The following is a 13,897-nucleotide window of genomic DNA, read 5'->3' as shown; positions in this document are numbered from 1 at the left end:
TTCATGAAAGCTATTTGGAATAATCAGGTAATTGCCGAAAGCAATGATACCGTTGTGGTGGAAGGCAACCAATACTTCCCCCTAGAAGCAGTAAAAAAAGACTTCCTCCAACCCTCCGATACCCATACCACCTGCCCCTGGAAGGGACTGGCATCTTATTACACGCTGCAAGTAAATGGCGAAAGAAATAAGGATGCTGCCTGGTATTACCCCGAACCAAAGGATGCCGTAAAACAAATTAAAAACAGGGTGGCCTTCTGGAAAGGCGTAGAGGTAATACAGTAAAATAATTCAGATGAAACAATATGAAGCCATTATTATCGGTTCAGGACAGGGTGGTACGCCGCTGGCTATGAAATTAGCCCAGCAGGGCTGGAACGTTGCGCTGGTAGAAAAGCAATATGCCGGCGGCACCTGCGTAAATGTGGGCTGCACCCCCACCAAAACAATGATTGCTTCGGCCAAAGTGGCTTATACCGTAGCTCAGGCAGGTAAATGGGGAGTAGAAGTCAACGATTTTAAATTACACCTGCCGGCCGTACTGGAGCGCAAAAGAAAAGTAGTGGAGAGTTTTCGCCAAGGTTCAGAAAAGGGAATGGAAGAAACTGAAAACCTGTGCTTTATCAGAGGTGAAGCCTCTTTTATAGATAGAAAAACCTTGCGGGTTACTTTAAAAGATGGTGGAGAAGAAACCCTGTCCGCCAATAAAATATTTATTGACGTTGGTACCCGGGCTGCCCTTCCCGATGTAGCAGGTTTAAGAGAGACAGATTACCTTACCTCTACCACCCTCCTAGAGCTGGAGGAAGTACCCGAACGTTTGATTATTCTGGGGGGCGGCTACATTGGTCTGGAATTCGGCCAGATGTACCGCCGCTTTGGCAGCCAGGTAACGATACTGGACCATAACCAAAGGTTGCTACCCCGGGAGGATGAAGACATTGCCGCCGAAGTACTAAAATTTCTGGAGGCAGAAGGTATTCAGGTAATCACCGGGGCGCAAACCACCAAGGTGCAAAAGGAGGGGAAATACCTTAACGTTACCCTGAAAATAGGTGACGAAGAAAGAATAATTACGGGTTCCCATATCCTGGTCTCAGCCGGCCGTACGCCCAATACTGATACCTTGAATTTACCGGCCGCCGGGGTGGAGCTGGATAAGCGCGGCTACATAAAAGCAAATGATAGACTGGAAACCTCAGCGCCGGGTATCTATGCCATCGGTGATGTTAAGGGCGGACCGGCCTTCACCCACATATCCTACAACGATTACCTGATACTTTATGAAAACCTGGTGGAGGGAAAAAACGATTCCATCCAAAACCGGATGGTGCCCTATACCATGTTTACCGATCCGCAGTTAGGCAGGGTAGGTATAACCGAACAGGAAGCCCGGAAAAGTAACCTGAATATAAAAGTTGCTACCCTACCGATGGCTCATGTAGCCCGGGCCATAGAAATCGGCGACACCCGGGGCATGATGAAAGCAATTGTAGATGCCGGTACCGGCAAGATACTTGGAGTGGCTATCGTGGGGCAGGAGGGCGGTGAAGTCATGTCGGTGCTGCAAATGGCCATGGTGGGGAATGTTACCTGGCGGCAAATAAAAGACATGGTGTTTGCGCATCCGCTCTATGCCGAATCGCTGAATACCCTTTTCATGAAACTGGAGAAAGAGGAATGATTCAGGCCTGTAAGTACATTGATATTGGAAAGTAGGTCGGTGCCTAGCTCTTATGATTGCAGGTATGATTTTATAGATGCCAAGTGGGAGAAAACCAGCAGCATACGAAAAGCAGGATTGGATGGAATCGGCTATTTCAATTCCATGACAAATTTAGAGGAAAACAAAGCAACATATAGGGAAACTCCCCTTTCACTACACTGTTTTCACAAATGGAGGGTAAGTCTACGTATGGGAACAGCGCCATCCTTCATAGAAGAAAATAAAGTCCCTTGGAGTACATAAAACTGTTAAGTTTTATGTACTCCAACCGATAACACATGATTATGACCATAAAATTATCCGTAAATAACCTGATACTTATTATACCATAAAAGAAAATAAGTATTAAATGATATGCGCTTCAGACACTACTACTACCTGCCGTAGCATGTTCCTGGATGTAGCGGCTCATTTCTTCCCCAATCTGCATCAAAGAGTTTTGCTCTTCTTTCGTAAAATCATAAGGAACAGGCTTTGCAATTCCAAGCGTGCCATAAAGATTTCCCTTAAGTAGCATTGGAACTGCAATGGAGCCTTCCACTTTCGTTTCCTTTGCTGCGGGCCGGGCCACACCTGAATTGTCCGTCTGTAAATTGCACATCTCGACCGGCTCCTTCCGTTCAGCAGCAATACCCGCCATTCCTTTTCCAATTGGAATTTCTGATAATTTAGGCACTAGGAACTCGGGTATACCCTGTTGTGCTTTCAATTTTAACATTCCAGAATCCTTATCAAGGAAATGGATGGTGCCAGTAGTGCAGTCAAAAGACGAAATTATCTCAGAAAGAAGCTGTTGCCAATTAATTGCTGATGCATGGTGCTGAAGGGTGGCTAGAATGGCAGAAGAAGTAGAAGGCATATAATCAACATTTAAATGAAAATTTGCTGTAGTTCGCTAAATCTTAGTTCAGGACAGGATTAATCTGAGGCATATCAAACGTATGTTGCTGCTGCTTTGCCCCCAAGTGGTGGAGAATAAGTTGGTAGACCTCCGTGGCCGGAATATCTGCTGAAGGAGCCAATTCGCTCTTGTTGGTGATGAAGACAGGCCATTCGTCTTTCGTATCAGGAATGCGCCCATGCGAACCTTTCACAAGCGTGGCGTCTAGCGGAATGATATCCATCAACGTTCTGAACCCTAGCTTCTTCTTGAGGAGTTTAGTGGCAACCAAGGGCAATAGAAACTTTATTTTGGGGTCTGCGAACATTTCTACCGGGTCATATCCAGGCTTTTTATGTATCTCTACCGTTCGCGCAAAGTCCGGGGCCTTTTTATCATCAAGCCAATAGTAGTAAGTGAACCAGGCGTTTTTGCGGGCTACTGCTACCAGTTCTCCGCAGCGGTCATGGCCCAAGCTATATTTGTTTCGTTCGTTGCCGGCCAATACTTCTTCCACACCCGGTACCTGTCCGATAATCCTTTTTACTTCTTCCACCCGGCTCCTGTCCTTTACATAGATATGGGCTACCTGATGGTCTGCCACGGCAAAGGCTTCGCTGGCACCTGCATCTAAAAGCTCCAAACCTCTTTCTTCCCTTAAGGCAATAAAGCCATGCTGGCGTAGCACTCTGTTCAGGTGCACAGGTTGGTTTACTGCTGAAATACCATATTCTGACAGTACAATTATATTGGCACCTCTGGCTTCATAGTAGGTAATCAGGTCTGCACATACGGCATCAATTTCTTGCAGGTCGGTGGCAATGCGGGTATCGCTTGAGCCCATGCGTTGCAGGTTGTAATCCAGGTGCGGCAGGTAGATGAGCGTAAGCGTCGGGTCATACAGGTCATCTGTTATTTTAGACGCATCGGCAATCCACTTGCTTGACTTGATAGAGGTTTTAGGCCCCCAGTAATGGAACAGCGGAAAGGTTCCTAATTTTTGCTGCAGCGTATCGCGCAAACTGGCGGGGTGGGTGTAACAGTCGGGTAGCTTACGCCCATCGGCCAGATACTGTGGTCTTGGGGTAAGGTAGTAATCAGCGGAAGAGTACATGTTGTACCACCAGCACATATTGGCGCAGGTAAAAGAAGGGTCAAGCTTTTTAGCGGTTTCCCACACTTTTTCAGCCTGAACCAGTTTGTTTGACTGTCTCCAGAACTTTATTTCGCACTCTTCATGAAAATACCAGCCATTGCCTACAATACCATGCTCCTGCGGGGTTTTACCTGTGAGATAAGTAGCCTGGGCAGTACAGGTCACAGCAGGAAATACCGGACGGATAGCTGCCCCCTTTGCTTTTTGCGCAGACCACTCCGCTAAAAAGGGTGTATGCTTACCTATGAGCGATTGGGTGAGCCCCACCACGTTGATGACCACCGTTTTTTGCATGTTGGTTTTCGGTTATAGTTTCAATGACCCACTCCAACTCCCGCTGAATGGAGTGGGCTAAATCTGTTTTTAATCCTTCAGGTAAAACCTCCCAGGTATAGGTCTCCACTTCCAGGTGATGGGTGATGTGCTGTTTGTTCAGGAGCGCCAGAACCTGTTGTATATCTTCTTGGGTTGATTGCAAGCCGTTATATGTATCTGTGAAAAGCGGCACATGAAAGTGCGTTCTCCACTCTTGGGCATTAGTTTCCTGTATGGCATCTAAAGCCAAATCAAGGTCGGTGTAGTGGGTAAGGGTACCATCATGGTTCTTTGCCACCACTTGGTGCAGGTAGGTTGACTCAGCGAAAGGGGAAAGCGTTTCTTTTAGGGCTGCTCTACCCGTGGCATCAGAAGGCAATCTTACTTTCAAGGCCGCGCTTAGCTGTATTTTGCCAATTTTAATGCCTGCGGAAGTAAGCTTCGCAAATGCTTCTTCTGGCTGTTCAAAGGCAAGCGCAAAGTGGCAAACATCATAACAAACCTGCATATGGTTTAGTATGGTTTCCTTAGCCATGGTTGGGCTATAGCTGTGGTCCTCACTTAGCCTTTTAATTCCTTTCGGAAGTAGCCAATTCTGGAAATATCTAATTATCTCTTCGCTGTTCTCAAGCAATCCGTCCGGCTCTGGCTCCAGGTCTATGTGGATAGTCTTTCCGGTCTGTTTCCTGATATGAAGCAAGGAATCTACCAGCTCCAGTAGGTTCGCGGTGGCGCTGGCGAAAACCGTATCCGTTTCGGCTTGGCTAGGGTGCCAGGGTTTGTAAGATAGCGGCGAGGTGGAGATGCCGCCCTCCAAACCTTCGGGCAGAAGCGTTGCCAGGATATGAGCCAGCCGTTTGGTATACTCCAACCGGGCGTTAGTGGTCCAGTCTGGTTTGTGTACCCCGTCTTTTACTACCTGGTTATGAAATCCTCCGTACGGGAAACCATTCATGGTGTACACATACAGTCCATGCTTTTCCAGCCATTCCTGAAAGTCTGCAAGTATGTGTTGTTGGGCTAATTCTCTGCTTGCCAGATCTGAAAGGCGCAGCCCAATACCGAATGGTTTGTCAGGAGACAGGTTATTTTTAAGGGTTGGCAAATACTCTCGTAAATTACTAAAGACATCTTCCCAGGTTTCACCAGGGTGAATGTTGGTGCAATAAGACAAATGTAGGTGGTCGTTTACGCGCATTTTCAAAATTATAAGTGTAGTAAAGGCTTTACGCGGTAGGGGCAAGTAATTTGACAGTCTGCCATTGCTGCAACTGGTTCACAGCTTCTAAAATCAAAGCCTCATCCAGGTGGTGCACTTCCACGCCAACGCCTATTTTCTGAAGCAGCATGATGGTCAATTCTCCTCCCAGATGCTCCCTGAACTCCTGCAACCCCTGCAAAATGTGTAGCTTTTGGGCTGGTGTTTCTAACCCTTTTGACAGCTCCGGCACATATAGGTCAAAGCCCAGGTCTGATAGAAGATTTAAAATATCTTCGCACTCTTTTTCGCTCAACATGCCGGCCAGTTTAGAATACGTGACGTCCAAGGCAAGGCCAATGGCAACAGCCTCTCCGTGGCGTAGCTCATAATTGGTTATCTGCTCCAACTTATGCGCCGCCCAGTGCCCAAAGTCCAGGGGTCTTGATGAACCAAACTCAAAGGGATCGCCGCCGCCAATGTGCTCCATGTGCATCTCGGCACAACGGAAAATCAGTTCCTGCATGGGTGCCATTTTCCGGGCGGCCAAGTTTTGTGCATCTTGCTTTATCTGTTCATAAAAAGCGGCATCTTTAATCAGGGCCACTTTCACGGCCTCCGCTATGCCGCCGCGCCAGTCGCGGTCTTCTAAAGTGAGCAGAAAATTGCTATCGTTAAGTACAGCGAAAGGCGGTGCAAACGTGCCCAGGAAGTTCTTTTTACCAAAGGCATTCATACTGTTCTTCACGCCTACGCCAGAATCGTTCTGAGAAAGCACAGTGGTTGGAATTCGTATAAGGCGAATGCCCCTATGTGCCGTTGCGCCGGCAAAACCTACCATGTCCAACACGGCACCACCACCAATGGCCACCAGGTAAGAGTGCCTGCACACCCCTAAATCGTTGATAGCCTCCAGCACTTGGTTCAACAAAGCCGGATTGTTCTTAGCCTCTTCTCCGCCAGGTATCAGCACAGGAGCGGCAACTGCAGTTAGGGTATCAGAATGATAGGCGGAATAAGCAGCTATATCATTAGCTATTTTTGGGTGTGCTTTTGCTACCCCTTCATCCAATACAAAAAGCACCTTAGTCGGTGCAGCACTGCTATCTTTTAATTTTACGATATCGGCCAGAAGGTTATTCTCCTTCTTGAAAATGCCTTCTGTAAAATAGACGCCGTAGGTAAAGGGTACTTTGAATTCTTGTATGATTGGTTTCATAGAAATACGTTGATGAACCTGTTAGGGGTTTTTACATCCTATTTTCAAGTGGCATACCTGGCGTAAGTTTCCGCTTGGTTTTGCGTTTTCAGGCTACTATTAGAAAACAGCCTGAAAACAGAAGCCTTATTGCAGACGAGTGCAAAAGCGGGAGATTCCGCCTGCAAAAAATTAAATTCTCTAAGTTCGGCTTTAGCTTTTTTATAACTAGAAAAAAGAGCTTTTAGTGCTTAAATAAAGCCTTCTTAATTTTTTTACATATCCTGAGTTCAGGGTGACATTCAAAAGTAAATGTACCAAGAAGTTGCCTGGCCCTGCATGGTATTCCCGTTCATCCCCCTTTAAAGGCAGGGCTGTTAAGTTCTGCATCAATGGCCTGCTTTTGTCAAGGTTGCCTTGTAAATGTTACATATTTTGGGGCTCGCGCCTCACTGAAGTTATAAACTTCAAGTCATTATAGGTCCAAGTTGAAAACTTGAACCAGTGAAAATTTTAGAACTTAACGGCACTGCCTTCAAAGGGGGACGAAATGCGTGCGATATCTAAAATACTAAAGTTGAGTTTTGAGCACGTTTAAATTTAGCATTTTGCTGCAAATGGCCATAGCAAAAATCTGCCGAAACACTTTTGTCGCTTATAAACCCAAGTTTTAAAAAGCTCTAAACAGCTTCCATATACAAGTCGCTTTTTAGAACTTACGTAACGGCAAAGTTCTTGGCAATGTAGCGTGACACAGGCAGGAGCAAAAGCACCAGAAGCCCATACTGCCAACCGGCAAATCCTGCCGCCATGCTTGCATTCATCACAATCAAGGCCAATACGCCTGCTTTCACTGCCCGCATAATAGAGGCAGGTTCTTTGGTTGGCATGGCTTTAAAAAGTGGCGGAAAAATAAGGAAAGCAAACAGCAGCAGGAAAGGCAGGCTATACCATACGTTAAATTGTGGTAATAGGGTTAAGCTGATAATACCGCCTATTACCATGGTATACAGTAAAACAGCTCCCTTTAAAGCCGAGCTGCTGCCCCCATGTACTTCGCCGCGGCTGACCATGGTTATAGCTGCTATATACACAATGGGAATTAACGCCAAGTACCAGAACTGCTCTACGGCAGCTGGAATGGCACTGATACCTAAAAGCAAGTTACCCCCTCTGCAGGCTCCCATATTCACAGGGCCAAGTAGAGCATGGTGCTTGCCTTTCCAGTCGTACAGCAGGGCACAGGCGGCAATTGCAATGGCTATGAAGGCACTAAGTTCTGACACTTGCCAGGCTGCCAGTATACCTACGGCTAAAAGAGAAGCCCCAAGAACGGCGGCACCTGAAACAGTGGCTTGGCCGCTGGGAATTGGTCTTTCAGGCCGCTCCTGCCTGTCCAGGTCTGCATCAAAGACATCATTAAAAACCACACCGCCGCCATATAGGCCAATAGTAGAAAGTACCAGCCATAAGAGTGGCAGCAGGCTTGTAAAAGAGAAAGAGCTGTATCCACCAACCGTTAGAGAGAGAAAGGCACCTGAAGCCGCAAAACCCATCAGAATATCTGCTATGGCAGTCACAATATTAGCTGGTCGCATCAATCTGATATAGGCACCTATCTCCATTACTTTACAATGTTTTCTTTCAGTTCGTTTCTAGTTTTAAACTCTCCCACTACAGGAGTCTGCCCCCCTCTAAGAACTGAGTTATCCTGGAATTTATCGCGTTGGTCAACGTTTGCCGGCTGTAGCCAATCAGATTCGTTCATCTGGCCACTCTGCCCGAATGCATCTAGGGCGTTTTGGTAGCATACCATACGGACATCTTCTGCCGGTATACCTCGCTCCAGCATTAGCGAAGCTGTCTTAGGAACCGATAATGGGTCACTTACCCCCCAGTCTGCCGAGCTGTTCACAATAATCCGCTCTGTGCCGTACTGCTTCACAATCTCTACCATGCGCTCGTTACCCATTTTAGAGTTAGGGTAAATGGTGAAAGCGGCCCAGAAACCTCCATCCAGGGTGTCTTTCACGGTTTCTTCGTTATTATGGTCTACAATCACCATATGGGGCTTGATTCCATGTTCCATGGCAACCTTCATGCTCCGGATGGTGCCCGCCTTTTTATCGCGATGCGGGGTATGAATCTGCACCGGCAGTCCTACCTCTTTGGCCAGGTCAAGTTGTAGCCGGTAATATTTGTCTTCGGCGGCTGTCTGGTCATCGTAGCCAATTTCGCCAACCCCCACTACGCCCTCTTTGAGGACGAAAAGCGGCAAAAGCTCCATTACCTGCTCGGCCAGGGCCTCGTTGTTGGCTTCTTTTGAATTAAGGCCTATGGTGCAGTAATGTTTGATCCCGAACTGACTTGCCCGAAACCGTTCCCAGCCCAGCAAACTGCTGAAGTAGTCTTTAAAGGAACCAATTTCAGTACGCGGCTGCCCTAACCAGAAAGAGGGTTCAATAATGGCAACAATGCCGGCTTCCTGCATCCGGGCGTAGTCGTCTGTTGTCCGGGAAGTCATGTGAATATGCGGGTCAATAAACATCATTTTTTCTGGTGCCATGGTGAAAAGGATTAGGTTAGTTTGCCGGCAGAGATTTGCGGCCGATGTAATTCCAGTTAAGCTCTCCGGTTTCTATTTTGTTTTTCAGGACTGGGTGTGCTTCCAGCAGCTCTTTAGCTGGAATGAAGTTGCTTTGGGAGCAGGCCAAAGCGGCAGCTTCCTGCTGAATCTGTTCCGGGTGCGCGAATACCCTCTTGATATCTTCCATCAGGAACGCATTTAGGAATGGCCCCACCGGCCGCCAAAGTTCAGGGGTTACGGTGCGCCCTGCTGCCCAGCGTTCATGGGCGTAATCCGAAAGGATGCGGGCAAGCGTTGGATTGCTGCGTATTTCCAGGCCGTAAATGCGATAGAGTGGCTTCCCTACAAACACTGTCTTCAACACCAGCTGGTTCCAAGCCCCTTCGTCCAGGTAATCGGCGGGGTAGGGGTTGTCCAGGGCAATAGCCTCAAACACCGTACCCATGTTGGTTCTGATGCCTTCAGCCGCTCTGAGTTTAAAATCTCCAGGATAAGGAAGTAGTGGCAAGCTGGCATACAAGGCCACCAACTCACCCATCTCTGCCGTGCTGAAGAGCTGGTTTAGCTTATGTAAGAACTCGTTCTGGTCTTGGTGCGGAATAGAAAGTAGAAGAAGCGTGCGGGCTGTTTGGTCGGTGGTCCATTTAGAAGGGTTAAATCCTGGCCGCAGGACGTCAGCCTTACTAAGTTCGCTCTCTTGCAGCTGTAACACAGTTTTCCCTACGAAACGCGGAGCCGCGCTAAAGGCCCAGTATAGTTCTCTGGCACTGTTGGCACCTTTAACTTTTTCTAACTTATCATTTAGCCAATCTGTAGCTTCATCAGAAGTGTTTCTTTTGAATAATTCATAAAGAAAGTCACGGGACTTTTCTACATCAGCTTGAAACACTTGCATAAGGAATTAAGGTAGGGGTTGACTTTTCGTGTACATTTGAGGTAGTACGGCTGTTAATTTTCCAAGTTATTGAACTGCCCTAACCATAGCTGTTTGCCTTTTTGCCAGTAAACTAAGGTAATGGCTTTAACTCCAAGGCTGACGCCGTTCTGGAATGGTACAGCTTTTTCACATCCTTGGCAGAAGGTCCTTGTTTGGCTTCCCAGTCCTTTCGTGTAGGGGCCTCTTTCCAAGGCATTTCACCCACTAGTATCTTAGGTACATTGATAAACACTGCATTACCGCTTCTTTTGGTAATAGCATCTACTGGTATATAGGTGTCTGTCTTGAAGATCAGCCCCCGTGGCACCAGGATATAGCCCCCTGTGCCACCGCTGGCTTTCACCACCTTTTCCACAGTGCCTATATCGCCGTTGTCAGATCCTTTAACGGTATCTCCTTCCTGTACATTTAGGGTTTGCTCAGGAGCAGCAGTGATGGTGTTTAGGGCCCTCAGGAACTCTTCTGTTGTAATCACAGCATTGGAGACTAACGGCAAATTCAAATGTACTGCAGCTTCGTATTCAGGAATGCTGGTTGCGCCCATGGCATCTTTTAGCATAGTTACATCATAGCCGTCTTCTATGGCATGGCGGGCCGTAGACTCACAGCATAGATTTGCAGCCATGCCCGCAATTACCAGGTGCGTGATACCCAACCGTTGCAGATGGTCGGGCAGGTCGCTTCTGAAAACATTGCAGGTTTTATGTGGCAGCAAAATTATATCTCCCTGCTGCGGCTGCAAGTCGGGGTGAAAGTCTGCCCCCCAGCTATCCGCCAGAAACATCTTCTTTTCAAACATGATGCGGTTAATGCCGCTTCGTTTTTGCAACTTCTCATTAATGTAATCATCTTCTGTGTAAGCCATTGGTCCGTAAAGCACCGGTATCCCACTTGCGCGCGCCCCTTCAATTGCCTGCTTAAGATGCGTTATCGTATCCTGAAGCTTAAGCGAGTTTTTGGTCAGTTCATATACCGCTCCACCCTCCGAAAGAAAATCATTTACAGGGTCTATGACTAACAAAGCAGTTTTGTCCAGCGGAAAAGGAATCGTGTCTTCGGCCTTTGGCAAATAAGTAGCCTTGAAATGGAAGCTTTGGGAGGATGTTTGTTTCATGACCAACTGGTATGTAAAGATTTAAAAGGATAAACCTATGATGCTATAGCACTGCTTTGTTACCCGTTTCTACGGGCACCCTGCAGGTCGGTTGGCTGATGGAGATTTATATAGCAGTGCATGCCCTATCCTAAGCACACCTCCTTCTAAAACCTAATAAAAATAATCGTCAACATTCATCAAAGGTGTTCTTACCCATGGCTAGAATGAAGGGTAGCAAAGAGCCAATCATAGGCAAAACCTAGCTGATTTTTAGGGGAAATGGGTATCATAAAGCCTCCATGGTTGACTTAGGGAAAGCATGTAGCTGGCTTAAAGGAATTATATACAAGGAAGTATATACCATTATTTTCCAGCAAGGAAGAATTAATGCTGCAACTGCTCATAATATACCATGAACTTTTGAAAATCAACCTATGCTCCTTGGCCTATGCAGAGCAACTAACATGTAAATGGCGCCTTTCACAAATTGTGCAGGTGTTGGAGAGCTGCTGTTTTGATACACCCGTTGGTTGTATAATGGACAATATTGGCTTAGAGGCAACTCAATCAGTACATAAATTCACAAAAATTATCATAAGTTTTTTTGAAGATTGGATTGGCGCTTTTCCTTTATTTTTCAGTTACAGTATGACAAGTCAAAAGCCCAGACAATGGCTGAGCAGACTGCCCAGGAAATAAAAGGAGCCATCATGGTTTCGGTATCGTTTCAGGATAAAAAATGCTTCCTGTCTACAAGTACGAAAAAACAGTCCTACATAAATTAAGAGAATGATGAAACCAGCCTTCCGCGCTGCAAATCAGTAGTACTAGAAACAGTCCCCGTACTTCTTTCTCTCCATTCATTTCTAATGCTACGCAATAAATCAGTAGGCAAAACTTTAATCTGCCTCTTCTTACTTGGTTTATTATAATTCTAACAAGCTTTAGGGCAACGTCTATTTCAAAACCAAAAAGTAAAACAGTCGTTTTGTAAAAAAGAGACTCCCTGCTTTTTGCATTTCATCAGTTAAAAGGTAATTCCTTGGCATTCAGATAAATTTGGGTTTCTTCTTGGTAGTGAATCAGCAATAACTGTCCAATTAACTTCCTCCTTTTATACCTGATAACCTTTTCACCTTAAAGATATATAAACTATGGACCAGAACGAAGAGCAAGAAACCAGACGCGGCACTATGGCCTCTGCAGCAGCGGGGGCTGTAAGTGTTGGCATTAACATGATGAAGGAAAAATTCACTGAGTTAAGCCATGATGCTGATAGTAAAAAGCTGAAGGCTTCGGCCAACTTTCCAATGATTCGTTTACCAGAGGGGTATGAAATAGAAAGAATAGCTGGAGGCCTTACCTACCCCACTTCAGTTACCTGGGATGACCAGGGCAATATGTACATAGCCGAGGCTGGAGGAACCTTCCTGGATGAGGAAGATGCCTCGGCAAGGATTCTGCGCCTGGAAGCCGACGGCATGTTCAGGGAAGTAGTCAATCTTGATGGCAAAATCTATCCTGCCATATCAGGCATGACCTGGCACAACGGAGCTTTCTATATAACACATAGAGAGATGGATTTTCATGGTGCGGTGTCTAGGGTAACACTAGATGGTGAAGTAACGCAGATACTGGGCGGAATTGTTGACAGCAAGTCTGACCACCAGCCGAATGACATACGGGTGGGGAGAGACGGGAGAATGTATGTGTGTGTGGGCATAGGCGGCAACTCCGGGTATATGGATGAAAACATGATCCCGTTTGTGCTGAAGGCTCCTGACGGGCACCCTACCACGGCCAAAGATATTGTACTCACAGGTTACAACATTGAACTGCCTGATTTTAGGGAAGGGGGCAAGGGGACCGTATTAACTGGTGCCTTTGTGCCTTTTGGCACAGCAACCGAACCAGGCCAGGTAATTAAGGGCCGCAATAAGTGTGGCGGTTCAATTCTGGTGTTTGACCCGGAAAATGCCGAGGCTACGGTAATGCCTTATGCGTGGGGCTTCCGTAATGCCATAGGTATTGCATGGAACAGGGAAAATGAAATGTTCATAGCTGTAAATGGTTATGACAATGCTGCCGGCAGACCAATTAACGATTATCATGATGGCACTTACCGCGTGAGACAAGGTGCCTGGTACGGATGGCCTGATTTTGCGGCCAATTTTGAACCTGTTATTGATGCAAAGTTCAAACCAAGCAGTTCGGCTATTCCACCTACCTTTAAAGGTAAAGAAAGGGTTGCCAAAGAACTCCACTTTCTAATTGACCATGAGGCAAGTGGGTTGGAACAGCCAGATAAATCAATGATCCTGGCGCTGCATGAAGTAAACTCTTCTCCTTCAAAGCCAGATGTAGCGCCTCAAAGCTGGGGAGAGTACGCCGACCATCTTTTTGTGCCTGAATACGGCGATTTTCAGTGGATTACGAACCCAATGCGGGACAAGTTTGCCGGCAACCGTATCGCCCGAGTAGAGACAAGCGGCAGCGGTGAAAACACCTTGCATGCGTTTATTCAAAACGAGAAAATAGGTCCCGCTTCTCAGCAAGGCCAGCTGGGCGAAGGAATAGAAAGACCATATGATGTAAAGTTTGGGCCGGACGGCGCTATGTACATCGTTGATTTCGGATCACACCGCACCAGCCTGAAGCGCATTGCAGACGGACATTTCCCGATGGAATTTGACAGAGGGACAGGCATGGTCTGGAGAGTGACCAAAATAAAATAGAAGTTCATAAATTAAAGAGACTCTGATATCTGAGACAATTAATTAGCACATATACCAGAGCCTTCTTCT

General features: G+C 46.7%; 11 protein-coding genes. 3 read left to right on the top strand and 8 right to left on the bottom strand.

Translation table 11 applies throughout. The features are described 5' to 3' along the window. Positions 1 to 3 precede the first annotated feature (3 nt). A complete protein-coding gene (locus DC20_RS20900) occupies positions 4 to 285 on the top strand; it encodes a DUF427 domain-containing protein (RefSeq protein WP_062545632.1) in 282 nt (93 codons plus the stop codon). Between the two features lie 10 nt (positions 286 to 295). Then, a complete protein-coding gene (locus DC20_RS20895) occupies positions 296 to 1,684 on the top strand; it encodes a mercuric reductase (RefSeq protein WP_062545631.1) in 1,389 nt (462 codons plus the stop codon). A gap of 403 nt (positions 1,685 to 2,087) precedes the next feature. Here DC20_RS20895 and DC20_RS20890 read toward each other — a convergent pair whose 3' ends face one another. From DC20_RS20890 to DC20_RS20855, 8 genes are all read right to left on the bottom strand, one after another. After that, positions 2,088 to 2,585 carry a GAF domain-containing protein gene (locus DC20_RS20890; protein ID WP_062545630.1) on the bottom strand — a complete coding sequence of 166 codons (498 nt, stop codon included), beginning with the start codon at positions 2,583 to 2,585 and terminating at the stop codon, positions 2,088 to 2,090. Positions 2,586 to 2,628: 43 nt separating this feature from the next. Then, positions 2,629 to 4,056 (bottom strand): alkaline phosphatase family protein, encoded by a 1,428-nt coding sequence (locus tag DC20_RS20885; protein ID WP_062545629.1) that lies wholly within the window; start codon positions 4,054 to 4,056, stop codon positions 2,629 to 2,631. Continuing rightward, a complete protein-coding gene (gene eboE / locus DC20_RS20880; protein WP_062545628.1) occupies positions 4,001 to 5,275 on the bottom strand; it encodes a metabolite traffic protein EboE in 1,275 nt (424 codons plus the stop codon). Before eboE ends, DC20_RS20885 begins: the two co-directional genes overlap by 56 nt. Before the next feature lie 28 nt (positions 5,276 to 5,303). Further along, the gene (locus tag DC20_RS20875; protein WP_062545627.1) at positions 5,304 to 6,494 is read right to left on the bottom strand and encodes a 3-dehydroquinate synthase; all 1,191 of its coding nucleotides are present in this window, start codon (positions 6,492 to 6,494) and stop codon (positions 5,304 to 5,306) included. A gap of 695 nt (positions 6,495 to 7,189) precedes the next feature. Then, positions 7,190 to 8,071, bottom strand: coding sequence for a UbiA-like protein EboC (gene eboC / locus DC20_RS20870; protein WP_245652266.1), 882 nt, complete (start codon positions 8,069 to 8,071; stop codon positions 7,190 to 7,192). 26 nt (positions 8,072 to 8,097) lie between these two features. Next, positions 8,098 to 9,039, bottom strand: coding sequence for a TatD family hydrolase (locus DC20_RS20865; RefSeq protein ID WP_245652265.1), 942 nt, complete (start codon positions 9,037 to 9,039; stop codon positions 8,098 to 8,100). A 16-nt stretch (positions 9,040 to 9,055) separates the two neighbouring features. Further along, positions 9,056 to 9,955: an EboA domain-containing protein gene (locus DC20_RS20860; RefSeq protein WP_062545624.1), complete on the bottom strand. Its 900-nt coding sequence runs from the start codon at positions 9,953 to 9,955 to the stop codon at positions 9,056 to 9,058. A 112-nt stretch (positions 9,956 to 10,067) separates the two neighbouring features. After that, the gene (locus tag DC20_RS20855; protein ID WP_062545623.1) at positions 10,068 to 11,111 is read right to left on the bottom strand and encodes an isochorismatase family protein; all 1,044 of its coding nucleotides are present in this window, start codon (positions 11,109 to 11,111) and stop codon (positions 10,068 to 10,070) included. Between the two features lie 1,136 nt (positions 11,112 to 12,247). On the opposite strand from DC20_RS20855, the gene DC20_RS20850 reads away from it, so the two are divergent. Beyond that, positions 12,248 to 13,828: a PQQ-dependent sugar dehydrogenase gene (locus DC20_RS20850; RefSeq protein ID WP_157593318.1), complete on the top strand. Its 1,581-nt coding sequence runs from the start codon at positions 12,248 to 12,250 to the stop codon at positions 13,826 to 13,828. Positions 13,829 to 13,897: the final 69 nt, after the last annotated feature.

The organism is Rufibacter tibetensis, assembly GCF_001310085.1.
Lineage (GTDB): Bacteria > Bacteroidota > Bacteroidia > Cytophagales > Hymenobacteraceae > Nibribacter > Nibribacter tibetensis.
The sequence above is the reverse complement of the archived record's forward strand: the minus strand, read 5'-3'. Positions and strand labels throughout refer to the sequence as shown.